At 31.5% G+C, this 25,515-nt stretch carries 29 protein-coding genes; 13 read left to right on the top strand and 16 right to left on the bottom strand.

The window, feature by feature from the left end; all coding sequences use genetic code 11:
* Window positions 1–2 precede the first annotated feature (2 nt).
* From BM253_RS04235 to BM253_RS04215, 5 genes are all read right to left on the bottom strand, one after another.
* Window positions 3–281: a DUF4834 family protein gene (locus BM253_RS04235; RefSeq protein ID WP_091519675.1), complete on the bottom strand. Its 279-nt coding sequence runs from the start codon at window positions 279–281 to the stop codon at window positions 3–5.
* An 82-nt stretch (window positions 282–363) separates the two neighbouring features.
* Entirely contained in the window at window positions 364–750 is a 387-nt protein-coding gene (locus BM253_RS04230) for a rhodanese-like domain-containing protein (RefSeq protein ID WP_091519671.1), read from the bottom strand.
* 32 nt (window positions 751–782) lie between these two features.
* Window positions 783–1,979: an NAD(P)-dependent oxidoreductase gene (locus tag BM253_RS04225; protein ID WP_091519667.1), complete on the bottom strand. Its 1,197-nt coding sequence runs from the start codon at window positions 1,977–1,979 to the stop codon at window positions 783–785.
* Window positions 1,980–2,052: 73 nt separating this feature from the next.
* Window positions 2,053–2,250, bottom strand: coding sequence for a hypothetical protein (locus BM253_RS04220; protein WP_091519664.1), 198 nt, complete (start codon window positions 2,248–2,250; stop codon window positions 2,053–2,055).
* Between the two features lie 35 nt (window positions 2,251–2,285).
* Entirely contained in the window at window positions 2,286–2,846 is a 561-nt protein-coding gene (locus tag BM253_RS04215; RefSeq protein ID WP_091519661.1) for a DUF7935 family protein, read from the bottom strand.
* A gap of 97 nt (window positions 2,847–2,943) precedes the next feature.
* Between BM253_RS04215 and BM253_RS04210 the strand changes: the two genes are divergently transcribed.
* Window positions 2,944–5,280, top strand: a complete 2,337-nt coding sequence (locus BM253_RS04210; RefSeq protein WP_091519657.1) for an ATP-dependent helicase — start codon at window positions 2,944–2,946, stop codon at window positions 5,278–5,280.
* Between the two features lie 98 nt (window positions 5,281–5,378).
* Window positions 5,379–5,999, top strand: coding sequence for an L-threonylcarbamoyladenylate synthase (locus BM253_RS04205; protein WP_091519655.1), 621 nt, complete (start codon window positions 5,379–5,381; stop codon window positions 5,997–5,999).
* Window positions 6,000–6,012: 13 nt separating this feature from the next.
* Here the strand turns inward: BM253_RS04205 and BM253_RS04200 are convergent, their stop codons facing one another.
* On the bottom strand, window positions 6,013–6,447 hold the full coding sequence (locus BM253_RS04200; RefSeq protein WP_091519652.1) for an NUDIX domain-containing protein: 435 nt from the start codon (window positions 6,445–6,447) through the stop codon (window positions 6,013–6,015).
* A complete protein-coding gene (locus tag BM253_RS04195) occupies window positions 6,448–7,305 on the bottom strand; it encodes an EamA family transporter (protein WP_091519650.1) in 858 nt (285 codons plus the stop codon).
* 157 nt (window positions 7,306–7,462) lie between these two features.
* Between BM253_RS04195 and BM253_RS04190 the strand changes: the two genes are divergently transcribed.
* The 8 genes from BM253_RS04190 (at window position 7,463) to BM253_RS04155 (ending at window position 14,932) form a co-directional block, all read left to right on the top strand.
* Entirely contained in the window at window positions 7,463–7,819 is a 357-nt protein-coding gene (locus BM253_RS04190) for a hypothetical protein (RefSeq protein WP_091519647.1), read from the top strand.
* Window positions 7,820–7,821: 2 nt separating this feature from the next.
* Window positions 7,822–8,103, top strand: a complete 282-nt coding sequence (locus BM253_RS04185; RefSeq protein WP_091519644.1) for a DUF3817 domain-containing protein — start codon at window positions 7,822–7,824, stop codon at window positions 8,101–8,103.
* Between the two features lie 94 nt (window positions 8,104–8,197).
* Window positions 8,198–9,460 (top strand): OmpA family protein, encoded by a 1,263-nt coding sequence (locus BM253_RS04180; RefSeq protein ID WP_091519640.1) that lies wholly within the window; start codon window positions 8,198–8,200, stop codon window positions 9,458–9,460.
* 79 nt (window positions 9,461–9,539) lie between these two features.
* Complete coding sequence (gene uvrB, locus BM253_RS04175; protein WP_091519634.1) at window positions 9,540–11,537, top strand: excinuclease ABC subunit UvrB; 1,998 nt, start codon at window positions 9,540–9,542, stop codon at window positions 11,535–11,537.
* A gap of 37 nt (window positions 11,538–11,574) precedes the next feature.
* The gene (locus BM253_RS04170; protein WP_091519631.1) at window positions 11,575–12,069 is read left to right on the top strand and encodes a hypothetical protein; all 495 of its coding nucleotides are present in this window, start codon (window positions 11,575–11,577) and stop codon (window positions 12,067–12,069) included.
* Window positions 12,070–12,074: 5 nt separating this feature from the next.
* Window positions 12,075–12,827: an LVIVD repeat-containing protein gene (locus BM253_RS04165; RefSeq protein WP_177205721.1), complete on the top strand. Its 753-nt coding sequence runs from the start codon at window positions 12,075–12,077 to the stop codon at window positions 12,825–12,827.
* Window positions 12,828–12,876: 49 nt separating this feature from the next.
* On the top strand, window positions 12,877–13,338 hold the full coding sequence (locus BM253_RS04160; RefSeq protein WP_091519626.1) for a DUF1456 family protein: 462 nt from the start codon (window positions 12,877–12,879) through the stop codon (window positions 13,336–13,338).
* A gap of 61 nt (window positions 13,339–13,399) precedes the next feature.
* Entirely contained in the window at window positions 13,400–14,932 is a 1,533-nt protein-coding gene (locus BM253_RS04155; protein ID WP_091519623.1) for a hypothetical protein, read from the top strand.
* Window positions 14,933–14,947: 15 nt separating this feature from the next.
* On the opposite strand, the gene BM253_RS04150 is transcribed toward BM253_RS04155, so the two are convergent.
* The 7 genes from BM253_RS04150 to BM253_RS04120 form a co-directional block, all read right to left on the bottom strand.
* On the bottom strand, window positions 14,948–15,517 hold the full coding sequence (locus tag BM253_RS04150) for an anthranilate synthase component II (RefSeq protein WP_091519621.1): 570 nt from the start codon (window positions 15,515–15,517) through the stop codon (window positions 14,948–14,950).
* A gap of 14 nt (window positions 15,518–15,531) precedes the next feature.
* Window positions 15,532–16,950, bottom strand: coding sequence for an alkaline phosphatase (locus tag BM253_RS04145; protein WP_091519618.1), 1,419 nt, complete (start codon window positions 16,948–16,950; stop codon window positions 15,532–15,534).
* A 79-nt stretch (window positions 16,951–17,029) separates the two neighbouring features.
* On the bottom strand, window positions 17,030–18,238 hold the full coding sequence (lysA, locus tag BM253_RS04140) for a diaminopimelate decarboxylase (RefSeq protein ID WP_091519615.1): 1,209 nt from the start codon (window positions 18,236–18,238) through the stop codon (window positions 17,030–17,032).
* Between the two features lie 118 nt (window positions 18,239–18,356).
* Window positions 18,357–18,854 carry a thioredoxin family protein gene (locus BM253_RS04135; RefSeq protein ID WP_091519608.1) on the bottom strand — a complete coding sequence of 166 codons (498 nt, stop codon included), beginning with the start codon at window positions 18,852–18,854 and terminating at the stop codon, window positions 18,357–18,359.
* A 44-nt stretch (window positions 18,855–18,898) separates the two neighbouring features.
* On the bottom strand, window positions 18,899–19,636 hold the full coding sequence (locus tag BM253_RS04130) for a LytR/AlgR family response regulator transcription factor (protein ID WP_091519604.1): 738 nt from the start codon (window positions 19,634–19,636) through the stop codon (window positions 18,899–18,901).
* Window positions 19,636–19,935, bottom strand: a complete 300-nt coding sequence (locus tag BM253_RS04125) for a 2TM domain-containing protein (protein ID WP_091519601.1) — start codon at window positions 19,933–19,935, stop codon at window positions 19,636–19,638. Before BM253_RS04125 ends, BM253_RS04130 begins: the two co-directional genes overlap by 1 nt.
* Window positions 19,922–21,238, bottom strand: a complete 1,317-nt coding sequence (locus BM253_RS04120; RefSeq protein ID WP_091519597.1) for a histidine kinase — start codon at window positions 21,236–21,238, stop codon at window positions 19,922–19,924. Before BM253_RS04120 ends, BM253_RS04125 begins: the two co-directional genes overlap by 14 nt.
* Before the next feature lie 187 nt (window positions 21,239–21,425).
* Here BM253_RS04120 and BM253_RS04115 point away from each other — a divergent pair, with 187 nt between their 5' ends.
* The 3 genes from BM253_RS04115 to BM253_RS04100 all read left to right on the top strand — a co-directional run bounded on the left by BM253_RS04115 (window position 21,426) and on the right by BM253_RS04100 (window position 24,442).
* A complete protein-coding gene (locus BM253_RS04115) occupies window positions 21,426–21,974 on the top strand; it encodes an IS1096 element passenger TnpR family protein (RefSeq protein ID WP_091519593.1) in 549 nt (182 codons plus the stop codon).
* A 93-nt stretch (window positions 21,975–22,067) separates the two neighbouring features.
* A complete protein-coding gene (locus BM253_RS04110; protein ID WP_091519590.1) occupies window positions 22,068–23,126 on the top strand; it encodes a nucleoid-associated protein in 1,059 nt (352 codons plus the stop codon).
* Between the two features lie 770 nt (window positions 23,127–23,896).
* Window positions 23,897–24,442, top strand: a complete 546-nt coding sequence (locus BM253_RS04100) for a hypothetical protein (RefSeq protein ID WP_091519583.1) — start codon at window positions 23,897–23,899, stop codon at window positions 24,440–24,442.
* A 43-nt stretch (window positions 24,443–24,485) separates the two neighbouring features.
* Here BM253_RS04100 and BM253_RS04095 read toward each other — a convergent pair whose 3' ends face one another.
* On the bottom strand, window positions 24,486–24,836 hold the full coding sequence (locus BM253_RS04095; RefSeq protein WP_091519580.1) for a heavy-metal-associated domain-containing protein: 351 nt from the start codon (window positions 24,834–24,836) through the stop codon (window positions 24,486–24,488).
* Window positions 24,837–24,851: 15 nt separating this feature from the next.
* A complete protein-coding gene (locus BM253_RS04090; protein ID WP_091519576.1) occupies window positions 24,852–25,484 on the bottom strand; it encodes an NAD(P)H-dependent oxidoreductase in 633 nt (210 codons plus the stop codon).
* Between the last annotated feature and the right edge of the window lie 31 nt (window positions 25,485–25,515).

The raw sequence follows: 25,515 nt of genomic DNA, 5'->3' as shown, positions 1-25,515 counted from the left end.
TATTAATCAACTTCTTCAAAGTCGATATATTCTCCAACTTTTTTACGTTCTTTAGGTATTTTATTTTGTTTTAATTCCGTTTCAAAATCGGGTTGTTGTGTTTGTTGACTATTCTGATTTTGATATGCTTGCTGTTGTTTCTGAAAATTTTCTGAAACTTTACTCACTGCTTTATTCAATAAATAAGGCGCAAACAATTTAAAGGCAAACTTAAATAAGTAGTAAACCAATATAATGATTAAAACGGTTTTTATAAAACTTAGAAAAGACGCGTGGTCCATTTTTATTTGTTTTTTAAGAAATTATAGTCAAATATATTCAATTTAAAACAGATAAATTCTTATAGAAATCTTAAAAGTAGAATTATTTGTCCTTACGTTGTTCATTTGCTTTTCTCCAAACTTCATAGCCACCTATAAGCTGCGATACATTTTTAAAACCTAAAGATTTTAGCATTTCAAAGGCTTCGTTACTTCTGTCACCTGATTGACAAAAAACAATAATTTCTCGTTCTCTCGGTAAAAATTCAGTTGCACGTTTAAAGTCTTCGCTATGAATATTCAAACTCATTGCTCCCGGTATTGTTCCTTCTCTGTATTCTTCAGGTGTTCTAACATCGATTAGAATGGGCGTTTTATGTGTTTTTTCTATCAACGCCTTTGCATCTATTCTTCTTCCATCTGCTTGACTTTCTTGTGCATTAACTGAAATACTTAAAAGAACAGTTAGCATTAAAACGATTTTTTTCATAGTTGTATATTTTAATTGTTAGTTGATAAATATTACTTTACAAAATCTTCAAGATAAGAAAAACGTTCGGTTAACTTACCATTTTCACAAATTGTTCCTCTTTCTAAAATCTGATCTTTATCGTTATTAAAAAATGCAGGAATAATATGCTGTATAAACATTTCACCGAAACCTTCGCTGGCATCTTTAGGTAGTTCACACGGTAAATTATCAACCGCCATAACAACAACTGCTGCGGGATGATCTACCGAAACTTCTTTATTTTCGCGCGGATAATAACCGTAAATAGGATCGGCAATTGTAGAAACACGAATGGTACTATCAATCGGCCCATCAATATCACAAGAAATATCTGCTACAACTTTAATATTGTTATGGGCACTGTTAAGCATTTCTTTGGTTAATATTTTAGGCGATCCGTCTTTATAAAAATGTCCTGCAATAAAAATATCTGCAACTTTCGAGAATTTTTCAAAATCACTTTCGTAAGCTGACGGATTCTTTTTAAAATCTTCAAAAGATCCTTCGGTACCATCAATTTTTCTGTAATAATCTTCCACATCAATATGAACGTAAACAGGCTCATCAAACTCTTTAGTCAAGAATTTTTCAATTGAAACCTCTTTCATTTTCATGCCATCTAAAATTTCCTTCGCACCAAAACCAACTTTACCTTTACCGGTTAAAACAACTTTGATAGGCGGTAGGTAGGCTCTGTTTAAACGTTCAATTAAATCGTTTTGAGATTTTAATTCTTCGGCTTTTTTCAGGTTGAACAATTCAAACTTAATTCCAAAGGCTCTAAAAGCGTTGTAAGCACCAACAATTCCGGCATAACGACCAAAACCAATCAAACGTGTACCATTTATATCAACCAACGTTTCATGGTCAATTAGTCGAATATTTTTCTGTAAACATGCTTGTAACAACTTTTTATTGTATGCTTGTTTTTTAATGGTATGAGAAAAAAAGAAATACGTTTTGTTAGTAATTAACTGATCTACAGGAACTTCTTTAACTCCAAAAAGCACATCACAATCGGTCATATCATCGCTAACATCGAAACCTAATGCTTGGTATTCTTCATCTTTAAATACTCTTATCGGTGAACTTTCTACTTTAAATGTGGCGGTTGGATACGTGTTTTTTACTGATAATAATTCTTGTGGAGAAAAAACAACGCGTTTGTCTGGTGGAGTTTTACCTTCGCGGATAATTCCAAATTTCATATATCTTTACTTTTAGGTTTAGCGAATATATGAAAAATAAGGGAAATTAAAAAAGATGTTCAACCGAACATCTTTAATCACAGCTTACGCTTTGGTAAACTTTTTCTTCTTCTTTAGTTACGCCATCGCAATTACCATCTAAACTGCCGATATATCTTAATTGAGGTTTTTCTTCCGTTCCAATATTTTCAAAAACTTCGCAGTGACAAGAATCTGATGATTCGCAACTTGCTAAAAAGGCAATTCCCAAAATTGTTAGTAGCTTCTTCATAATTTTAGCTTTTAATTATTTAAATAAATCAAAAATTAAACCAAACTTTTAAATTCTTGTTTTAATCTGTTTTTTGCCAAATCCGTAACCGAATTAACTTCTTTATTTTGCAAAAGATTTCTTTGTAAATCATCTGCATTAATAACTTCTTCTTTTAAACTTGTTTTTAAAATTTGCTGAATAATTGTTTGTTTAGCCGTTGCGATTAACGCCCAAGCTTCTTCTGAAACATATAATTGTTGCGAAATATTAAAATCGTATTCCTGATCAATATTCTGAATTAAAAACGATGCGTAATCTTGTTTTAGAGTCGATATTGGTGCTACACGAACCACTAATTTTTGCAAATCGATACGTTCCATTAAAATAATCAACCGTTCGTAAGCTTGTACAATTTGTGGAGTAGATTTTCGTGCAACTTCCTGAATTTGTGGTTCACTATAAGGTTGCTGCATACGTTCTTTTAACAACTTGCGGGTTTCATTTTCTTTCGCGATCGATTTTCGATTAAAAACATAAAACAACAGCACAATTACTGCTAAACCTAATAATATAAGTAACGACTCTTTCCAGTCAACCGTAAAATTTGAAAACATTTTTATCACTTTTAAAAAACAAATATAAACCTAAAATAATATTATTTGCTACTTATTTTTAGTAGTAGTAACTTTGTTTTTTTCTGAAAATAAATCTATGCAAAATTATATCGATCAATTAAACGATGCACAACGCGAACCTGTTTTACAAAAAGACGGACCAATGATTATTATTGCTGGTGCAGGTTCTGGTAAAACACGTGTTTTAACCTTGCGTATTGCTTATTTGATGCACTTGGGCGTTGACGCTTTCAATATTTTGTCGTTGACTTTTACCAATAAGGCGGCGCGCGAAATGAAAGAACGTATCTCTAAAATTGTTGGATCTGCCGAAGCTAAAAACTTATGGATGGGAACTTTTCACTCCGTTTTTGCAAGAATTCTTCGTGCCGAAGCCGATAAATTAGGTTATCCTTCAAATTTTACCATTTACGATTCGCAAGATTCACAACGTTTGATCGGGCAAATTATCAAAGAAATGCAGTTAGATAAGGATATTTACAAGCCTAAAGATGTTTTGGGCAGAATATCTAACTACAAAAACAACATGATTACCGTAAAAGCCTATTTTAATAATCCGGAATTAATGGAAGCCGATGCAATGGCAAAAAAACCGCGTGTTGGCGATTTGTATCAGGCGTATGTTGAAAGATGTTTTAAAGCCGGTGCTATGGATTTTGATGATTTATTATTGAAAACCAACGAATTGCTTGTTCGATTCCCTGAAGTTTTATTGAAATATCAAGACCGTTTTAGATATATTATGGTTGATGAGTATCAGGATACCAACAATTCGCAATATTTAATTGTTAAGGCGTTGGCAGATCGTTTTCAGAATATTTGTGTGGTTGGCGACGATGCACAGTCAATTTATGCGTTTCGTGGAGCGAATATCAACAATATTTTCAATTTTCAGAAAGATTTTGATGATGTTAAGGTATATCGTTTGGAACAAAATTATCGATCATCAAAAAATATTGTAGAAGCAGCCAATACTATTATTGATAAAAATAAAACCAAGCTTGATAAAGTTGTTTGGACTGCGAATGATGACGGACCGAAAATTAAAATCCACCGATCAATAACCGATGCAGAAGAAGGTAGGTTTGTGGCTTCGACCATTTTTGAAGAAAAAATGACCCACCAAATGAACAATGGCGATTTTGCTATTTTGTACCGCACCAATGCGCAATCGCGTGCTATGGAAGATGCCTTGCGTAAAAAAGATATTCCTTACCGTATTTATGGTGGTTTATCATTTTATCAGCGCAAAGAAATTAAAGATGTTTTGGGATACCTGCGTTTGCTTGTAAACCCAAAAGACGAAGAAGCTTTGGTGCGTGTAATTAATTATCCGGCGCGTGGAATTGGTAATACAACTGTTGAAAAGTTGAATATTGCTGCCAACCATTACAAGAGAAGTATTTTTGAGGTGATGGAACATATTGATAAAATCGATTTAAAATTAACATCGGGCACCAAAAGTAAAATCAGCGATTTTGTTACCATGATTAAAAATTTTCAGGTAATAAACGAAAATAACGATGCCTATTATTTAACCGACTATGTAATTAAAAAAACCGGTTTGGTTCAAGAATTAAAGAAAGATGGAACACCCGAAGGAATTACGCGTTTAGATAATATTGAAGAACTTTTAAATGGTATTAAAGATTTCACCGAAGGACAAATTGAAGTTGATGGCGCTCGTGGAAGTTTAGCCGAATTCCTTGAAGATGTTGCCTTGGCAAGCGATTTAGATAATGACAAAGGCGATGACGATCGTGTGGCTTTAATGACGATTCACTTGGCAAAAGGATTGGAATTTCCTACAGTTTTTGTGGTTGGTATGGAAGAAGATTTGTTTCCGAGTGCTATGAGTGTGAATTCGCGTGCCGATTTGGAAGAAGAACGTCGATTGTTTTATGTTGCCCTAACGCGTGCCGAACACAAAGCTTATCTAACGTATGCTCAAAGTCGATACCGTTGGGGAAAATTAAGTGATTGCGATCCTTCTCGATTTATCCAAGAAATTGATCCTCAATATTTAGAGTTTTTATCGGCTCCCGAAACCAATTACAGATATAAATCAAGCATAAGCGAAGATATTTTTGGCGATGTTGATAAATCTAAATTACGTCAAACAAAACCTGTTGCCGGAATTCCGCCTAAATGGATTCGTGAAAATGAAGATCCAAAACCCAATCATGATATCAGAAGATTGAAGGATATTAGTAAGATTTCATCTTCAAATTCATCCTCAAATGAAAATTCTTCGCTAAAAGAAGGACAAATTATTATGCACGAACGTTTTGGTAAAGGAAAAATTCTTAACTTAGAAGGAGCAGGGGCAGACAAAAAAGCCGAAATTCATTTTGATGTTGGCGGAATTAAAAAATTGCTGTTGCGTTTTGCAAAACTAAAACCAATCGGGTAGGTTAGTTTAAAGTTTAAGGTTCAATGTTTGAAGTTCCTTTAGGTTTTTACTAATCATTCGCTAATTAGCATATTTTCAAATAATCTAACTGTAAAAAAATGGCAAAATTTATAAAGATATATCCTGATAATCCTAATGAAAAGGAAATTCAGAAAGTAGTAAAAATATTAAAAGAGGGTGGTTTGGTTATTTATCCAACCGATACGGTTTATGGTTTAGGCTGCGATATTACGAATACCAAAGCTTTAGAACGTATCGCAAAAATTAAAGGAATCAAGCTGGAGAAAGCAAATTTTTCTTTTGTTTGTAACGATTTAAGCAATATTTCTGAATACGTAAAAAATTTAGATACATCGTCGTTTAAAATCTTAAAACGTGCATTGCCTGGTCCGTACACTTTTATTTTAGAAGGAAACAACAACTTACCTAAAGAGTTTAAAAAGAAAAAAACAGTCGGAATTCGTGTTCCAGATAATAGCATTGCTTTAGAATTGGTAAAACAATTGGGAAATCCTATTGTTTCAACATCAATTTATGATGATGATCAAGTTATTGAATATACAACCGATCCGGAATTAATTTTTGAAAAATGGCAAAATAAAGTCGATGTGGTAATTGATGGTGGGTATGGCGATAACACCGCATCAACTATTATTGATTTAACCGGAAGCGAACCTGAAGTGATTCGTGAAGGAAAAGGAAGTATTGATATATTTTAAAACAAAAACCAGCCTAATAAGCTGGTTTTATTATGTGTTTTTCAATTGAATCGCGAATAATTTCGGCATGATCAAAAGCTAGAGCTGGCAATTCTTCGATCGAAAACCACTTAACCGCTTTGGCATCGTCTTTTGCCTTTGCTTCAGCTAAACTGTCAATTTCTCCTATAAAAGCAACAGATATTGTATGATGGCGCGGATCTCTCTTTGGATTTCCATAAGCTTTTATCTGCTTCACTTGAAATAACTGAATATCGGTTTCTTCAAAAAGTTCTCGTTTAGCAGCTGTTTCCAACTCTTCATTTTCATCGACAAAACCACCAGGTAAAGCCCAATACTCTTTAAAGGGATCATTCAATCGCTGAATTAATAAAATTTCGTAGCTGCTGTTCATCTTTCTAAACAAAACAACATCAACAGTTACAAATATTTTTGGAGTATAGTTCATTTATAAAATATCTATTTGAATTAACGCCAATAAAATTACACTAATCACAGCTAAAACAATACCTGCAACTGCATTTTTTGTCAGTTTTTCTTTAAAATAAAATTTGCCAATTAAACTTCCTCCGATTATTACACCTAAATTCATTGTAATGAACACAAGGGTAGGGCTGTCTGAGAATATTTTATGGGCTTTCATGTAGAAATAGATGTTTGAAAAATTTAGTATTCCCAAGACCAATCCGTAGAAAATAAATTTTTTATGAATTTTTCCTCTGCTTAAAAACAGATATAATCCACTTACAATAGCACAAAAAATAAATACTAAAAATAAAGCGGCTATATAAGGTATGTTTTTGTTTGTAGCTAATATTTTAAACAACGTATCAACGGTACCATATCCAATAAAGACTGCAATAAGATAAAAGGTGTTGAAATTTCCATCTTTTGTGGATTTTTTATACAATAAAAGTACAATACTTATAAAAGCTAATGCAATAGCTGCAAATTTTGACCACGTAAAGATTTCATGAAACAACCAAAAACTCAATATTACCGGGATTATTAGCGATAATCTTTGAAAAATATCTGTTTTAGCTAGTCCTGATTTATTTAATGATTTATTTAAAAAATAAAATATACTCGGCATTAAAATTCCTAAGGATATAGCTATTGGAGATAATGATTTGTTTAATGTTGATTGATTTATAACATCATTAAACAACATTAAACAAACAATTAGTGCAACAACATAATTTATAAAAACTACAATAAACAGTTTTTTTATTTCTTTGATTTTCAAAAACTTAATAAAAAAACCAACAAATAGAGAGGATATTAAACTTAACAGTAAAGCATACATATTTAAATTGAATTATAAGTCTGTTTTAATATAATATTAATTCTATTTTACATAATATACATTATAGTTCAATATAATTACAGTATAAAATAGATTGATAAATTTTTAATATTCAACAAATATCATTAATTTTGCGCTGTTTATAAAAAATAAATAAGTGGAAAATTCAAACGCACAAAAAATTATCAAGGCATTACAAGCCGAAGTAATTTCAAATGGTATAGTTGCCAAAACTATAGTTCCTGAATTAAAAAAGCTTAGAGAATTTGCTTTACTTGAGGAAAAACCTGTTCTGGTTAAAGCATTACGTTTAGCTTATGAACATATTGATGAGAATGATGATTTCTTGGTTAACATCCCTACAGATGAGCCAATTGAAGAAGATTCTGAAATCAATAACGAAAACTCTTCTACAGAAAGTTTTACTTATTTTATGTCGTTGATGTTGGATTTGGAAAATAAACACAATCTGGCAGACTTAAAAGAATACAACCAACAATTTCAACAATTTTAATCATGTTAAACTTTTTTAGATTCATAGCTGCTTTAGAAGGTATATCATACATCGCATTGTTTTACAACATGTTATATAACAAACCGAATAATCCCGAATTATACCAACAATTATTATATCCAATTGGAATGATTCATGGCATACTTTTTGTTTTGTACTTTATACTGGCTATTTATTTAAAATATGAATACAATTGGTCTATGAAAAAGTTAGGATTAATTTTAATTGCTTCCCTCCTGCCTTTCGGAACGTTCTATTCAGACTATAAGTGGTTAAAAAATTAAAAAAATTTTTGTTTTTAGTTAAAAAATATTATTTTTACCGAAAATTATAAATTCAAATATTCTATAATTACTAATAATTTAAAAAAAAAGTTTTATGAAAAAAATAACTTTGCCTTTAATTGCTGCAGTATTAGGTTTCTCAAATATGAACGCTCAAGAAGGATTACCTTACAACAAATGGTCTATTGACATTAATGGTGGTTTAACAAAACCTTCTTCTCCTATGACTCCAGGTTATAATGGTGACACTTTCTTCGGATTAGTTCACGCTGATGCTGGTGTTCGTTACATGTTCAATAATAAATTCGGTATTAAAGCTGATTTTGGTTATGACTATATGAAAAGTGGTGAAGATTCTAACTACTTTAGAACTACGCACTACAGAGCAAGCTTACAAGGGGTTGCAAATTTAGGTCGTATCATGAATTTTGAAGAGTGGACTAGAACTTTTGGTTTACAAGCTCACATGGGTGCTGGTTATTCTTGGATGGAACCAGGAAAAGACTTGGCTACAAATCTTTATGACAAAGACCAAATGGGTCACGTTCTTTTAGGATTAACTGGTCAAGTAAAATTAGGTAACCGTGTTGCTTTAAATGCTGACTTTACAATGGTTAATACTGTTAAGCAAAACTACACATTCGATGGTAATTCTGTGATAGATGCTAACGATAGAGGATTTAACGGTACATTCTACAATGCTACTTTAGGTTTATCTTTCTACTTAGGGAAAAACGAACAACATGCTGATTGGTATGCTAACGATGGTTTAACTAACAGAGTTGAAGCTTTAGAAAACCGTGTAACAGATATCGAAAACAAAATGATCGATTCTGATAACGATGGTGTTGCTGATTATTTAGATTTAGAGCCAAATACTCCAGCAGGAAACATGGTTGATACTAAAGGTCGTTCTATTGACTTAAACAAAAACGGTATTCCAGATTCTTACGAAGATTACTTCGATTCAAGATATGCTAAAAAAGGTGATACATTCTCTTCTGCTGATTCAAACACAGCTCAAGACTTAATCAACCAAGGTTATGTTGCAGTTTATTTTGATTTCGATAAATCAACTCCTAAAAACGCAGAAGCAACTAATTTCTTAATTACTTACTTACGTTCTAATCCAAACGCTACTGTTGAAGTTAATGGTTTTGCTGACTCAGTTGGTAACCCATCTTACAACCAACGTTTGTCTGAAAAACGCGCTAAGAATGTAGCTAAAATTTTAGAACAATCTGGAATTTCTAGTTCAAGAATTAAAACAACTGCTAACGGTGAAGATACTTCATTCGACGGTAAAAACAAAACTACTTCTAAATTTGCTAGAAGAGTAACTTTCAAAGTAAACTAATAATAGTTTAATATATCAAGAGAAAGAGAGGTTTATGCCTCTCTTTTTTTATTCTTATATTTGTAAAAATTGTACGATAATGAAATTTAAAGTAGAATCAGAATATAAACCTATGGGCGATCAGCCTGCAGCAATAAAAAGTCTTTCAAACGGTATCAAAAACAATGAACGTTTTCAAACTCTGTTGGGTGTAACCGGTTCCGGTAAAACTTTTACAGTTGCCAATGTTATTCAAGAAGTACAGAAACCTACATTGGTTCTGGCTCATAATAAAACCTTGGCAGCACAATTATATTCAGAATTTAAGCAGTTTTTTCCAAACAATGCCGTGGAATATTTTGTTTCGTATTACGATTATTATCAACCCGAAGCTTATCTACCGGTCACAGGAACATACATTGAAAAAGATCTTTCTATTAACGAAGATTTAGAAAAGATGCGGTTAAGTACTACATCTTCCCTACTTTCTGGTCGAAGAGATGTATTGGTTGTGGCATCGGTATCTTGTTTGTATGGTATCGGAAATCCTACAGAATTTCAAAAAAACGTGGTTACTGTTGAGCAAGATCAAGTTATTTCTCGGACAAAATTTCTGCAGCAATTAGTTCAATCATTATATTCAAGAACCGAAGCAGAATTTTCGCATGGAACTTTTAGAATTAAAGGCGATACAGTAGAAGTTTTTCCGAGTTATGCCGATGATCCTTTCCGCATTCATTTCTTTGGTGATGAAATTGAAACCATTGAATCTTTTGATTTGGCAACATCTAAAGTAATTGAGAAATATCAATTGTTAAGCATCTACCCTGCCAATATGTTTGTTACATCGCCAGATGTTTTGCAAAATGCCATTTGGGCAATTCAGCAGGATATGGTTAAACAGGTTGATTATTTTAAATCAATCGGAAAACATTTAGAAGCAAAACGTTTAGAAGAACGCACCAATTTTGATTTAGAAATGATACGCGAATTGGGCTATTGTTCGGGTATCGAAAATTATTCGCGATATTTAGATGGTCGTGAGCCCGGAACACGTCCCTTTTGCTTAATTGATTATTTTCCGAAAGATTATTTAATGGTTATTGATGAAAGCCACGTAACGGTTTCGCAAGTGCATGCCATGTATGGTGGCGACCGCTCGCGTAAGGAAAATTTGGTTGAATATGGTTTTAGATTGCCTGCTGCCATGGACAATCGTCCTTTAAAATTCGAGGAATTTGAATTATTGCAAAATCAGGTTCTTTATGTATCTGCAACTCCGGCTGATTATGAATTACAAAGATCAGAAGGAATTTATGTGGAACAAGTTATTCGTCCAACCGGACTTTTAGATCCTATTATTGAAGTGCGTCCAAGCCAGAATCAAATTGATGATTTAGTGGAAGAAATACACAAACGTGTGGAAATTGACGAACGCGTTTTGGTTACTACTTTAACGAAGAGAATGGCAGAAGAATTGGCTAAACACTTTACAAAAATCGGCATTCGTTGTAGATACATTCATTCTGATGTGGAAACTTTAGAACGTATTGAAATTATGCAGGATCTTCGTAAAGGTTTGTTCGATGTGCTTATTGGAGTAAACCTTTTACGTGAAGGTCTTGATTTGCCTGAAGTTTCCTTGGTCGCTATTTTAGATGCAGATAAAGAAGGCTTTTTACGAAGTACTCGTTCTTTAACACAAACTGTTGGTAGAGCGGCACGTAATATCAACGGCAAAGCCATCATGTATGCGGATAAAATAACCGATAGTATGCAACGTACTATTGATGAAACGCTTTACAGACGCAACAAACAAATGGCTTTTAACAAAGAGCATGGATTAAAGCCAAAGGCTTTAAATAAAAAGATTGAAAAATCGTTGGCTGATAAATTTAAATCGTACGATCAAACCGAAACAAATTTAAAAACCGTTGCTGAAGAAAATGTTGTTTATAAATCATCAAAAGATATCGATAAAGCAATAAAAGACAAACGTAAAGAAATGGAAAATGCTGCTAAAAATTTAGATTTTATACAGGCAGCCAAGCTTCGGGATGAGATCCAAGAATTAACAAATAAAAAAGCAAACCTATAGGTATTTTTTATATTTTTAACCAAAATATACTTAAAACATGAAAAACTTAAAATTATTGTTGTATTCCGTACCACTTGTAGCAACTTTAATGTTGCAAAGTTGTATTTATCGGGTAGATGATTCGCCATCACGCTATTCACCTTACGAACCTGTTTACATGTCACGTCAGCAACTGGAAAGTTCGATAAAAATGTCGGCTCCAAAAAGCATGACAAAAGCAGGTAAAATATACGTAAAAGATTCTTACATTTTTATTACCGATGAAAACAAAGGATTTCATATTTATGATAATTCAAATCCAAATACGCCACAGTTAACGGGCTTTTTAGAAGTTCCCGGTGCTACCGATATGGCTATTAAAAACAATACCATTTACATTAATCAGGCTGTTGATTTAGTTGCAGTTACCATAAACAATGGTACGGTTACGGTACATAAACGCATTGCCAATACGTTCCCGCAAAAAATCAGTCCGGATGGTTGGGGACATAGTGCAGGACAAAATGAAATTATTGTTGATTGGAAATCGTAATGTTTATGAAAAAGTTTTTAAAATTTAGTTTTTTATTGGCAACGTGTTTTTCATTAACATTTTGTTCAAGCGATGGTTCGGATTCTGGCGGACCAAATTCAGAAGGTACAGGAAAAGGAGGATCAATGGCAGTTTTTGCTATTAAAGGAAATTATTTATACACAGTAGATCATCAAGATTTACATGTTTTTCAGATATCAAACACAAACGATCCTGTAAAAGTGAACGATGTAACCATTGGACGTGATATTGAAACTATTTATTCTTTGGGAGATTTAATGTTTATGGGATCACGAAACGGAATGTTTATTTTTGATGTTTCCAATCCTGAAAATCCTAAATATTTATCACAAGCACAGCATTTTACGGCATGTGACCCAGTGGTTGCCAATGAAGGTTATGCGTATGTAACTCTGCACTCTAATACAGGTTGTGGAAATAATTTGAATACCTTAATGGTTTATGATATTGCCGATGTTAAAAATCCACAGCTTATCCATCAAAGAAATTTAACCTATCCACGAGGATTGGCAATTCATGAAAATTTTCTGATTATTTGTGATGATGAATTAAAGATTTTTGATACTACAAATCCAGCAGAACCGGTATTGGTAAAATCGGTAAACCATAAATTTAAAGATGTTGTGATTTATAACGATGTTATGTATGCTTTTGGCGAACAAAAAGTCACGCAATTTAAATGGAATGCCAGCGATTTTGCAAATACACTGACACCAATTAGCGATATTACTTACTAAGCTTTCTTTAAGAAAGCTTTTTTCTTGTATATTTACAAAAATAAAAAAAATGACTAACAACGATATATTAAAAAAATTACGAGTTGCTTTACAGTTAAGAGACGATCAAATTCTTGATATTTTAGAATTGGTTGATTTTAGAATTTCTAAAGGAGAAATAGGCAATTTTTTTAGAACAGAAGATCACCCAAAATATGTAGAATGTCAAGATCAGATTTTACGTAACTTTTTAAATGGTTTGGTTATTTATCTACGAGGAACTAAGGAAAATCCTAAAAATCCGAAAGATGTTTTAGCAGAAATTTCAGCATCTAAAGTAGCATTAACAGACAAACCTAAAGTTGAAAATAAACCTAAAGCAATTTCAGCTACTAAAAAACCAACAACTGCAAAACCTGCTTTTGAAGGTAAAAACAATGCTACAATAAAAAGTAATACTATAAGTCCTACAAAAAAAGATATTTTAGGAAACGTTAAATTTAATAACGGCAAACCGAAAAAGAAAGATTAATTTAAACATTCATTATTAATAAATTACCTATTAGTTTATAAGGTTAGATTTACAAATCATTATGCGAAAATTAGTATTTTTTATATCAGCATTCGTTCTATTTACTACTTCAGAAAATTACGGACAATCTTTGTATAAACGTGAATGGGGAACTTTATTACCTATATCAACCAAAACTACAAAGGCTTTCACACCTAACAAAGCAATTGTGAGAACAGTTTCTTTTGTTACCGTAGTACATCCTGAAACAGGGAATTTATATTTGGTAAATGCAGAAGGAAATGAAATTTATGAATACCGTCCGGATCAGCTTAAACCAAAACTTATTTATAAAATTTCTGATAGCGAAGAGGGCTTATCTACTATTGAAAATTTAAAGTTTGATTTTGAAAATAATTTAATTATTTCAGGAAGAACCGTTGCACAAAACCTTGCAACATCTGGTGCCTATAGTGAAAGCTTGATATTTGGTTTTAAATTAGCGCCTAGTTATTTAGCTAAAATTAATTTGCAAGGCTCTGTTATTTGGTTTACTTATTTTCATGATATTTTATCGAGTAACTCATCATTAGCAGTCGATTCACAAAATAATATTTACGTATTAAATAAACGAAATAAAAACACAGTTGCATCACCCACATTTTTTCAAAAAAACGGTGATCTAACTTCTAACAATGACTATCAAGATGTCATAAGTAAATTAGATAAAAATGGTAAGCATATCTGGAGTACATTTTATTCTAAAGATAGTTCTACAATAAAAAGTATTGCTGCAGGTACTAATGGTTTATATATTTATGGTGATCACATGGGAGCAACTATGTCTAGCAACTATTTTGGTACACCTAACAGCCATCATGAAAAAATTTATCGCCCTAATAAATCCCTTGAAAATATTTTTAGTGTTTTTCTTTCAAAATTTAGTTTTGATGGAGAAAGATTATGGAGCACTTATTTTGGAGAAGATAATACAAATGTTACGTTAGGTAATACACTTTTAAACAATAATAGTTTAGCTGTTGTTGGTGATGAAGCTTATATATTGGCAACACATAGAATTTATAGTAAAAATGTAGATTTAGCAACAGAAAATGCCTATTTGAAACAACGTTTTTCTAATGCAAATAATAATACTATATCTAAATTTTCTTCAACTGGAGAAAAATTATGGACTAGTTTTACACATGGAGGTGAGCATTTATTTACAAACGGAGATGAACTATTTGTTACATCATTAATGGCTAAAGAAGAAAACATAGATAATTTACCAGCAATTAATGCGTACCAATCTAAATATGGAGGAGGAAATTCAGACGTTTATACTTCGATTATATCTTTAGACGGAACTACACTAAATTATGCATCTTTTTATGGTTTTGAAGGTAGAGATGCGGGTGTAACACTGCCAACAAAAGAAGGATTTTATATTATAGGAACTACTGATAATAATGAAAAGCAAAAAGCACCTTTTGCCACTTCACGTTCATCTGAAAAAAAATATTTTTCAAAAGGTGATGTTTATATAGGCGATTTTCTAAGTTATTTTAAACTAAACGCAAAAGCTAAACATAAGAAAAAGAAAAACGATCAGTAAGATCGTTTTTCTTTTTTAGTTATTTTTCAGCCAATTCTCAATGATCTGTTTGCCTTGTGGAGTTAAAACCGATTCGGGATGAAACTGAACTCCGCGAATATCGTATTCCTTGTGTCTCAATGCCATAGTGTTTCCTAATTCATCAATTGCAGTAACAATTATACTTGTTGATAGGTTTTGTTTACTTACACACCAAGAATGATAATGCCCAACAAAAATATCATCTTGTAAATCATTCCATAAAAAATCATCTTCTATAATATGTAGTTTGGTTGAAATTCCATGTAAAGGTTGATCTAAATTTACAAGCGAACATCCAAAATATTCGGCAATTGCCTGATGTCCCAAACAAACGCCTAAAATACTTTTTTTATCTTTATAAAAGTCAATTACATCCAACAAAAGTCCGGCTTCATTTGGAATTCCCGGACCTGGCGACAAAACAATTTTATCGAAACTTTGTAATTGCTCCAAATAAAATTCATCGTTTAAAAAAACGGATACTTCCACACCATCAAAACTTTCCAGATAATGAATAATGTTGTGTACAAATGAGTCGTAATTGTTTATTACTGCAATTTTCATTCAACAAAAATACACTAAAATTTGTTTTCCACTTCGGCAGCTTCCAACAATAAATAGTGCATATCGGTATTTTTCATAAACGGTTTATGCAGATGATTTCCCGGACCAAACATGGCTACCTCTACATAATCAGCCGAGTGATCCATTGAAATCCATCCAACGGAATTATATTTTTTCTGAATTTCTGCAAAAGCACTAAAAGGCAAATGTTTATAATTGTACAAGCCGTCATCGCCTTTTTTCAACCCATTGTAGTATGATGCTATGGTTTTAGTTTCTTCATCATTCAACTCAACATTTATCGAACTTTTGATAAACTCTTTTATCTGACTTTCAGATTGATTATTCTTAATATTGTTTAAAATATATTCATTTGTAAAATTGTATTTCGCCAAACTATCGAAATGATCGTTTGCATATTTACCGTAAATCATACCCGGGTTTGCATTCCCATGATCAGTAGTAATTACAACCAACGTATTTTTGTCTTGTTCGGCAAATTTCATAGCAACCGCAATGGCTTCATCAAACTGCAATTGTTCGTGAATTAAAGCCGAAACATCGTTTGCATGTGCCGCCCAATCAACTTTTCCTGATTCAACCTGCAACACAAATCCTTCATTATGATCTTTCATTTGATTGATCGCAACCTCTGTCATTTCAGCCAAAGTAGGAATCGTATTTGTTAGTTCTGCTGATTGTTTTCTGTCGATTTGATAGGGAAGTGCATCAAAATCAAAAACACCTAATAATTTTTTTGATTTATCAGTATTTTTTAAATCTGATTTATTTTTTGCCACCACATAATTTTGTTGACTAAAAGCAGTGAACATGTCTTTTTTATCCTTACGATGTTCAGCAGCAAAATATTTTTGTCCGCCACCTAACAAAACATCGTAACCAATACGTAAATATTCTTCTGCAATTGCAGACTGATCATTTCTACTTTTCATAGCTACCGTAAAACCGGCAGGAGTTGCGTGCGTAATAGGAACCGTTGTAACGCAACCCGCTTTTTTACCTTTTGCCTTGAATTTTTGCCAGATAGGAAGATTTTCTTCACCAGACGGACTAATGTTCAATGAACCGTTATTTACACGAGCGCCACCGCCCCAAGATGAACTTGCAGCAGCAGAATCGGTAACGATTGATGAAGCCGATGCCATATCCATTATTCCGCGAGAAACCTTATTATCAATATAAAGTTGCAGCCAATTACTATTTTTTCCAAGTATGCGGTTAGAAAACATATTTGCAAGGTTCAGCGTTCCAGAACTCATACCGTCACTAACCATAAAAATAATGTTTTTGGCTTTTTTATTGGTTGAATTTATTGATATATCGTTATTTCCTGCAAAAGTATCAATTGGATTTACTAATGTTGATCCCAACGCAGCCAAGCTTCCTAACTTAAAAAAACTTCTTCTTTTCATTTTTGAAATATTTTATACAAAAATAGGCAAACTATACGTTTGCCTACTCTATACATATTAAATAAATGTTACTTAATCTTTAGTCAAAATTAACCGCAATTTGGTTTTGAAGCAGATCTGCCATGGTTTCGCGTTTTCTAATTAAATGAACAGCATCATTATAAAACAAAACTTCTGCCGGTTTAAAACGGGAATTGTAGTTCGATGTCATTGAAAAACAGTAAGCTCCTGCATTGTGAAAACACAAAATATCGCCTTCACTAATTTCAGCAATTTTACGGTTGCTTGCAAAAGTATCTGTTTCACAAATGTATCCAACCACCGAATAAAAGCGCTGCTTACCGTTGACATTTGAAATATTTGTGATATGATGATACGAATTGTAAAACATTGGGCGAATTAAATGGTTAAAACCAGAATCAACACCTGCAAAAACAGTTGATGTTGTTTGCTTAACAACGTTTACTTTAGCTAAAAAATAACCCGCTTGTGAAACTAAAAACTTACCAGGTTCAAAAACCAAAGTTAAATTTTTACCATAATCTTTACAGAATTCATTGAAACGAACCGTTAATTTTTCGCCTAATTCTTCAATATCCGTTTCTAAATCTCCTTCTTTGTATGGAACTTTGAAGCCGCTTCCGAAATCAATAAAATCAAGATTTTTGAATTGTTTAGCGGTTTCAAACAAAATTTCAGAAGCATATAAAAATACTTCGATATCTAAAATATCAGAACCCGTGTGCATATGGATTCCGTTAACCTTCATTTTGGTATTTTCGATAATTCTTAAAATATGTGGCGTTTGATGAACAGAAATTCCGAATTTACTGTCGATATGACCAACAGAAATATTGCTGTTTCCACCAGCCATTACATGAGGATTGATACGCACACATACCGGAATATCAGGATGTTTAGCACCAAACTGTTCTAAAATCGAAAGATTATCAATATTAATGTGAACACCTAATTGTACAGCTTCTTCGATCTCTTCTAAAGAAACTCCGTTAGGCGTAAACATGATGTCATCTGGAGAAAAACCTGCTTCTAATCCTAATAAAACTTCCTGTATAGATACGGTGTCTAACCCACTGCCCTTCTTCTTCAACAACTTTAAAACGGAAATGTTGGTTAATGCTTTAGCCGCATAATTGATTTTTAATTTTTTTACTTGTTTAAACGCATCCTGTAAACGTTGAAATTGATTTTCAATTGTGTTACCGTCGTAAACATACACCGGACAGCCATATTGCTGTGCAATGTTTAATAATAAATTTGTATCCATTTTTTAAAATTGTTGTTGAAGATGCAAATTTATAATTATTAACGAAAAACGGCGTTTTTTAGAAAAATTATTTAAAAATTTATGGGAGATTTATTTTAATTGAAAAATCTGCAACTATTTATGGTTTTACCGATTTTAAGAAGTTTATTACTTTTGTTTCATTGTAACCTTTACCTTCTTCTAAATTTCCGCTTTCTTGAACTTTTAAAACTTTACCGCTGCTATTAAGAACAATAAAAAATGGATAACCCAATTTATCGCCATTTGGAGCATATTTTTTAAAAACAGCTTCGTTTTTATTTTCTTTTGAAAAATTTAAGTGATAGTATAAAAAATTGCTTTGTAATTCCTTTTTAACTTTTACATTAGTTTTAATGAAATCATTAAAAAGTAAGCACCACCCGCACCAATTTCCACCAGCTTGTAGAATTACGTTTTTCTTTTCTTTTTTAGCTTGTTTTAATAAAGCATCAATTTTTTGTTGAGCATTATCGTTTGGATTGTATGGTTTTTCTAATGATTTTTTTTCGGAAACTGCACTGTTTTTTTGAGCTGTTACATCGATTGAATTAAAAAGAAATCCGATAAAAAGTAAAGAAAATATATAGTTTTTCATTGTTTAAAAATTTGATCTAAATTACTAATAATTTTTAAATGAAATTATCTACTAATCCATTCTTTAAACGCCTGAACCTTTTCTCTACTTACAATAATTTCTTCTTCTTTATAATTATTCAAACTGATTTTTAAACGTGAATTACTGTAAACACTTATTTCTTTAATTGCTTTTAGGTTGATGATGAATTGACGATTTACTCTAAAAAAACATTCTTTATCAACTTCTTTTTCAATAGTTTCCATGCTATCATCTAAACTAAAAGATCTATTCTCAATTGTTGTTAAAAAACTACTTTTAAAGGCACTATAAAAACATTCAATATCATTAACATCGATAATTTTTATGATGTTTCCGGTTTTAACAACAAATCGTTTTTTGAAATTGCTGCTGTAAACATTGTTTAAACTTTGCTGATTAAAAATTGTTTTATTTTGCAACGATAAAAACTTTTCAATGGCTGCTTTCAGTTCGTTTTCATCAATTGGTTTTAGTAAATAATCAATACTATTCAGTTTAAATGCTTTTAATGCATATTCATCATAAGCAGTAGTGAAAATGACAGAACTCTTAATTTCTACCTGTTCAAAAATTTCAAACGATAAACCGTCGGATAATTGAATATCAACCAAAACCAAATCTGGATGTTCGTTTTGTAAAAACCATTCGATACTTTCTGTGACCGACGATAGCACGGCGATAACTTCACAATTCAGGTTTTCAACCTTACGTTTTAGTAAACGTGCAGCTGGCTTTTCGTCTTCAATAATTACAATTTTCATTAATGTTTATTTTTAAAAGCATTTCGTTCTTCGTCCATATACTGCTTAATTTTTCGGTTTTCCCAGTCTTTATTTAAAAAAGGAATAAAATTAAAAGTATTTGCAGCGTGCGAAAACAAACCTATTCCCCAACCAATTACCGGAAATACAAACCAATAATTAGTATCATTACTTAACAAATTTAAAATAATAAGCGCGCTGTTTACCAAAGCATAAATTAAAGCGTGAATATAAAAATCTTTTACTTTTTTTACACGTTTTCTTGCTTTTAAAAGTTCTAATTGACTATAATTTTCCATGAGTTCTATTTTTATTAATTTGTTTTTTTATCATTTTGTTTTCCCAATTCTTCAAGAAGTTTACTGTTTTAAATCCGTTTATAACAAGTGCAAAAAGTGTAAATAAAACTATTGCTAACGACCATTTATAGTGAGGTAAATAGAAAAAGTTTAGTATTATTGCTGCAGGAATTACAATTACAGCTACAAAAACGGTTACATAAAATTCTTTTAATTGATACATTCTATCGTAAGCATTATTAAAAAGCTCTTCTGTAATTAAATCATCTTGAAAGTTAACTAACGATTCGCCTGAAATTAATGGGAGTTTTACAATATATAATTTTTCGGTTTGTTGAATATCGATATTTAAATTAGATACTAAATTGTAGCGCTGCATAATATTTTGCAATCCAATTCTGGTAGATTTTTCAAAAGTTTGCTTTTTTTGATAAGTATTTTGAACAACCAGATAATTTTCTTCTTTGAAAATATCAATTTGTAAAGGTTTTTGGTCTGATATAATGTTGTGCTTTATGGCATTTTCTAGCAAAAGCTGTAAACTTAAAGGAACAATTCTAAATTCGCTTATATCTGCATCTGTTTGAAAATTGATGATGATGGCATCTTCAAAACGCATTTTTAAAAGCGAGACATACAATTTTGCAAAATTCAGTTCTTCTTCAACCGAAATCAAATTCTTATCTTTTTGATCTAAAACATAGCGGTAAATCTTTGAAAGTGCTACAGTAAATTCTTGTGCTTTCTTAGGATTTTCTTCAATCAACGAACTCAAAACATTCAAAGAATTAAACAAAAAATGCGGATCTAACTGATTTTTCAAAGTTTCAAACGAAGCAGTTGCTTTTATAGCGATATCTTTTTGCTGCGTAACTTCAATTTTATCTTTTCTACGAATCAATAAAACAATATATACGATTGTTGAAATGGTCATTGAAAACCACAACATAAAAGTTGAATTATTTTTTACAAACGTAAATGCTTCAAATGCAGAACCATTTATGAAAACTAAATATCCTAAAAATTCTAACAGTAAAACAACCAAAGCTGTAAGGATGTTTACTAAAATTCCGCCGACCAAAATGTTTTCAAAATTCTTTTTTCGATTTAAATAATAGTCAGATAAAACCAACATATTTGCCATGTAAATTCCAAAAGTGTAGGTAAACACATTTATAAACTGCTTTACAAAACCAAAGCCGTTGTATCTTGTGCCATAGCCATAATTTATACCAATTACAATAACGTAGCATATCACTAATATTATTAAAAACTGCTTTATATGTCTTAAAAAATCTTTCATAAAATCAATTAGTTTAATTATTAAGTCAAAAGTAAGGCAAGATTATTAACGCAAAAACTAAAAGTCGCCGAACTGTCGATTTTACCTTCCCAACCGTAAAATTTACCTTCATAAACAAAAAAAAGAAAAATTAAAAGCCAAAAAAAATCAATATTAAATAGTAAATTTGCTATCAAATATAAGAATCATGGTTTACAAATTTCGCGTTATTTTAGATGCTGAAGATGATGTTTTAAGAGACATTGCCATTAAAGATACAGATACTTTAGAAGATTTGCACAACACGATTATCAACGCTTTCGGTTTTGATGGTATGGAAGGCGGATCGTTTTTTTTGTGCGATGACAACTGGGAACAACAAGACGAAATTATGTTGTTTGATATGGGCGATGTTCCGGGTGAACACAAAACAATGAGCGATTTTAAACTGAACGATCTGTTGTATGAAGATCAAACAAAAATTCTTTACATATACGATCCGTTTGTAAATTGGACGTTCTTTGTAGAATTGGCTGCAATTGAAAGTGAAGATGATTCGGAAGAAAAAGAATTACCTGCTCTACTTTTTGCGCACGGCGTTTTACCTGAAGATGCACCTGTGAAAAACTTCGATGATCCGATTTCTAAAGACGATATTTACGGAGATTTTGATGATGATTACGATGATGAAGATTTTGATATGTTTGACGGTGATGAAGGTTTTAACGAATTTGATTACGACGATAACAATTATTAATTACGAATTTCAAATTTAGAAATTTCAAATTTCAAAAATATTTAAAGAAAGCCAAACGGTTTTCTTTTTTTACCTATAAACAGTACAAACGCTATGATTAATTTATTTAATACCCAGATAGAATCTTTGTCTATTCACCGAGTTGGAAATAAAAGCCGTGCCGAAGCTATTTTTCTGTCTGAAAATACTTTTAACGTAAACGACGAAATTACCCCGCTTTTAAAAGAATATTTTTTTAAGCCTTTTCGCGAAAAAGAAGAAAACTACTACCAGTTTGCACACGATGTTGATTTAGATTATAACGACATGTTTAATTTTGCCAACGAAATTTTTGCAAACCCAAGCAATGTTCACGAAGTTTCAAAGAAAATAACCAAACATTTATATGAGCAGTCAAACCATCCACATATCAAAAACGGAGAAGTTTATGTAACTTATTTAACGCATATCACTATTGATAACAATCCGGTTGATGCGATTGGTATTTTTAAAAGTGAATTAAAGTCTGATTTTTTACAGTTCGAAGAAAACAACAGCAACCTTGAAATGGTGCTTCAGCAAGGAATTAATCTGAATAAGTTAGATAAAGGTTGCATCATTTTCAATTACAAGAAAGAAGAAGGCTACAAAATTTTAACTATTGACAGTAACCGTTACGATGCGCGTTATTGGTTAGAACATTTTTTATCGGTTGATGCTTTTCAGGATGAAAACTTTATGACCAAAAAATACTTGAAGTTTGTTCAGGACTTTGCTAAAGATGTGGTTTTACCTGCCGAAGATAAAAAAGAAGAGGTAATGTTCATGAACCGATCTGTAAATTATTTTGCAAAGAATGATGAGTTTGAAGAGCAAGGTTTTATTAATGAAGTAATTGACAATCCTGATTTACAGTCTGAGTTTAAAAACTACAAAACAGATCGCGCTGAAAAATACAGCATTGAAGATGTATCTAACTTCCCAATTGCAAACAACGCAGTTTCTGATGTTCGTAAAAAAATAAAAAACGTTATTAATTTAGATACCAACGTACAAATTAAATTGGATTTCATTAACCCGGAATCTGCCGAAAAATTCATTGAAAAAGGTTGGGACGAAGAAAAACAAATGTATTACTACCTTGTTTACTTTAATAAAGAACAAAAATCTTAATAAAAAAGCTTCCTACTTTGGAAGCTTTTTGTTTTTTAGAAATATTGATACTATAGTAATTACAAAGAATATAATATAAGCATTGTAAATAATCTTGTTTTGACTGAATTGAGTTTTTAAATTATCCCAAATCTGTGAAAAATTGTATTCTGGTTCTGAATAACTTATTCCTGAAGTACAATAAAACATCTCAAGTGGTTCTAACTTTTCGTCATCAGGAGAAGGTGGTTTCCAATCTCTTTCTACAAAATACATTGTGTTGTTATCTAAGGTATATATTTCGGCATTTCTTTCATTAAAAATATTCAGTACTTCGATAAATTCGTTATAAGTTGCGTTTTCTTCAAAATGAATTTTTAATCCATAAATGGTGTCTTTTGTTTGAACGACATCATTTACAAATTGGTCAATATATTTGAAAGTGTTTTTTGAATTTTTATCATTGTTTAAACTAACTTCTTTATAAATACGCTGCTTTATAAATTCTTCAGTGATAAAAATATTATCCCATTCTCTTTATTAAATCGGTCTGTTTCTTGAAAATCCATATTATAAAATGGATGTGCAGATAGCTTTGTAAAATAATCATACTTATTCATATACCAAATGCTTAAAATTGGTAAAAGAATAATAGAGAATATTCCTGGTATATAGTATATTTTTTTCACAAACTAAAAATAAAGAAATACATTAATATTATGAATTAAAACTTTTTTTTTATCGAAAAAAATTCATTTATTTGCCATTAATAAATCTTTAACACTTAATTTATGAAAAAACATCTATCTAAATCAATTCTGTTGTTTTCTACTATTTTATCGTTCTTTGTTTTTAACTCTTGTGCTGATTATGTAGACGGAGATCCTAGTGTGACATCTCAAGGACAGGGTCAAGGTAGTATTGAAATTAAAATATTATCAGGTTCTGAAAAAGATAAGGTTATTAAAAGTTCTGGTGTAGGAGCCGCTGTTGGAACTAAAAGAACATCAGATGGTAATTTTATGGTTTATCAAATTGTTGGAACATTCCAAAACGTTGGATTTGGTTGTCAAGTTACAAATGAAAATGGTGAAGAAAATTTTGGTGATTTAGCAATTTATTTCAACACTGGAACTACAGATGTTTATACTTCAATTGATGATGCTTCTAACAATGTTAAAATCACCAATATAAATCTTACTCAAACTCACCAAGGTGTTGGTGCTCAATTAATGAATGGTAAAGCAACCTTTAAAGGTAAATTTGTTAAAGAAGATATGACAGGGAGCGGAAACAGTGAAGAAGAAATTTTAGTAGAAGGAACAATAATTTTTTAAAAAATTCATAAATAAAAAAAATCTTCCAATTGGAAGATTTTTTTTATGCTTTGCAACAACCGTCTAAATTTTCGTAAGCTATTGGGTCTGCTTTTATTTCGTCGGCATCGAAACCTAATTTTGAAATTGCTGTTTTAATGTCTTGTAAATTTGTTTTTTTAGGATTGAAATAAACCGTAATGGTTTCTTTTTCTTCGTCTAACTCGTACATTTTTACACCTTTTACTTTCAGCATTTCTGTCTGAAACATTTTTCCGCAGGTTTCGCAAGCTTTGCAATGATCGCAAACAATGTTTGTTTTAATTACCGCTTTTTCTGATTTTTTGTTTTGTGCACTCACAACGGTTGTAAACGCAATAAACAATACAACTAATAAAGCTTTTAAATTTTTCATAATTCAAGTTTTAAATTAATCAATATAAGTAATCATATCGCTGGTTGTTTTTCTTACCTTTTTCAATTCTGCCTGCCAATCGTTTTCGGCATCGCGGTAACCAATCGGTAAAATAACAACACTTTTTAGTCCTTTTTCTTCTAAATTCAACAGTTTGTCAACTTCATGGTTTATAAAACCCTCCATTGGTATGCTATCTACTTCTAAAGCTCCGGCTTCTGTCAATGCCATTCCCAAGGCAATATAAACCTGTCGGGAAGCATGTTCAAACTGATCTTCTAACGACATAGAAGTCAACTGTTTAATAACGCCGTTTTTGTAATTATCAGAGAATCCTTTTGGTAAATCACGTTCTTTTTCGTAATAATCAAAATAATGATTCATTCTGTTAATATCGTAATAATTCCAAGCAGCAAAAATAATCAAATGCGAACAATCTGTTAATTGCGACTGATTAAAAGCCACTGCTTTAATTTTTTCTTTTAACGATTGATTGGTAATTACAATCATTTCAAAGGGCTGCAAACCGGAAGAAGTTGGTGCCAATCGCGCTGCTTCTAAAATGCTGTTAACTTTATCTTGAGAAACTTTTTCGCCGTTCATTTTTTTGGTAGCGTAACGCCACTGCAATGCGGGAATAATGCTCATAATTTTATTTTTATAATTGTGACAACTTTAT

This window comes from Paenimyroides ummariense (assembly GCF_900115115.1).
GTDB classification, from domain to species: domain Bacteria; phylum Bacteroidota; class Bacteroidia; order Flavobacteriales; family Flavobacteriaceae; genus Flavobacterium; species Flavobacterium ummariense.
This window is presented reverse-complemented; position numbering and strand designations above follow the sequence as displayed.

Bases quoted from the DNA above. Each gene is read 5' to 3' on its own strand.
- BM253_RS04235 (WP_091519675.1), bottom strand. From the start codon at position 281: ATGGACCACGCGTCTTTTCTAAGTTTTATAAAAACCGTTTTAATCATT.
- BM253_RS04230 (WP_091519671.1), bottom strand. From the start codon at position 750: ATGAAAAAAATCGTTTTAATGCTAACTGTTCTTTTAAGTATTTCAGTT.
- BM253_RS04225 (WP_091519667.1), bottom strand. From the start codon at position 1,979: ATGAAATTTGGAATTATCCGCGAAGGTAAAACTCCACCAGACAAACGC.
- BM253_RS04220 (WP_091519664.1), bottom strand. From the start codon at position 2,250: ATGAAGAAGCTACTAACAATTTTGGGAATTGCCTTTTTAGCAAGTTGC.
- BM253_RS04215 (WP_091519661.1), bottom strand. From the start codon at position 2,846: ATGTTTTCAAATTTTACGGTTGACTGGAAAGAGTCGTTACTTATATTA.
- BM253_RS04210 (WP_091519657.1), top strand. From the start codon at position 2,944: ATGCAAAATTATATCGATCAATTAAACGATGCACAACGCGAACCTGTT.
- BM253_RS04205 (WP_091519655.1), top strand. From the start codon at position 5,379: ATGGCAAAATTTATAAAGATATATCCTGATAATCCTAATGAAAAGGAA.
- BM253_RS04200 (WP_091519652.1), bottom strand. From the start codon at position 6,447: ATGAACTATACTCCAAAAATATTTGTAACTGTTGATGTTGTTTTGTTT.
- BM253_RS04195 (WP_091519650.1), bottom strand. From the start codon at position 7,305: ATGTATGCTTTACTGTTAAGTTTAATATCCTCTCTATTTGTTGGTTTT.
- BM253_RS04185 (WP_091519644.1), top strand. From the start codon at position 7,822: ATGTTAAACTTTTTTAGATTCATAGCTGCTTTAGAAGGTATATCATAC.
- BM253_RS04180 (WP_091519640.1), top strand. From the start codon at position 8,198: ATGAAAAAAATAACTTTGCCTTTAATTGCTGCAGTATTAGGTTTCTCA.
- uvrB (WP_091519634.1), top strand. From the start codon at position 9,540: ATGAAATTTAAAGTAGAATCAGAATATAAACCTATGGGCGATCAGCCT.
- BM253_RS04170 (WP_091519631.1), top strand. From the start codon at position 11,575: ATGAAAAACTTAAAATTATTGTTGTATTCCGTACCACTTGTAGCAACT.
- BM253_RS04165 (WP_177205721.1), top strand. From the start codon at position 12,075: ATGAAAAAGTTTTTAAAATTTAGTTTTTTATTGGCAACGTGTTTTTCA.
- BM253_RS04160 (WP_091519626.1), top strand. From the start codon at position 12,877: ATGACTAACAACGATATATTAAAAAAATTACGAGTTGCTTTACAGTTA.
- BM253_RS04155 (WP_091519623.1), top strand. From the start codon at position 13,400: ATGCGAAAATTAGTATTTTTTATATCAGCATTCGTTCTATTTACTACT.
- BM253_RS04150 (WP_091519621.1), bottom strand. From the start codon at position 15,517: ATGAAAATTGCAGTAATAAACAATTACGACTCATTTGTACACAACATT.
- BM253_RS04145 (WP_091519618.1), bottom strand. From the start codon at position 16,950: ATGAAAAGAAGAAGTTTTTTTAAGTTAGGAAGCTTGGCTGCGTTGGGA.
- lysA (WP_091519615.1), bottom strand. From the start codon at position 18,238: ATGGATACAAATTTATTATTAAACATTGCACAGCAATATGGCTGTCCG.
- BM253_RS04135 (WP_091519608.1), bottom strand. From the start codon at position 18,854: ATGAAAAACTATATATTTTCTTTACTTTTTATCGGATTTCTTTTTAAT.
- BM253_RS04130 (WP_091519604.1), bottom strand. From the start codon at position 19,636: ATGAAAATTGTAATTATTGAAGACGAAAAGCCAGCTGCACGTTTACTA.
- BM253_RS04125 (WP_091519601.1), bottom strand. From the start codon at position 19,935: ATGGAAAATTATAGTCAATTAGAACTTTTAAAAGCAAGAAAACGTGTA.
- BM253_RS04120 (WP_091519597.1), bottom strand. From the start codon at position 21,238: ATGAAAGATTTTTTAAGACATATAAAGCAGTTTTTAATAATATTAGTG.
- BM253_RS04115 (WP_091519593.1), top strand. From the start codon at position 21,426: ATGGTTTACAAATTTCGCGTTATTTTAGATGCTGAAGATGATGTTTTA.
- BM253_RS04110 (WP_091519590.1), top strand. From the start codon at position 22,068: ATGATTAATTTATTTAATACCCAGATAGAATCTTTGTCTATTCACCGA.
- BM253_RS04100 (WP_091519583.1), top strand. From the start codon at position 23,897: ATGAAAAAACATCTATCTAAATCAATTCTGTTGTTTTCTACTATTTTA.
- BM253_RS04095 (WP_091519580.1), bottom strand. From the start codon at position 24,836: ATGAAAAATTTAAAAGCTTTATTAGTTGTATTGTTTATTGCGTTTACA.
- BM253_RS04090 (WP_091519576.1), bottom strand. From the start codon at position 25,484: ATGAGCATTATTCCCGCATTGCAGTGGCGTTACGCTACCAAAAAAATG.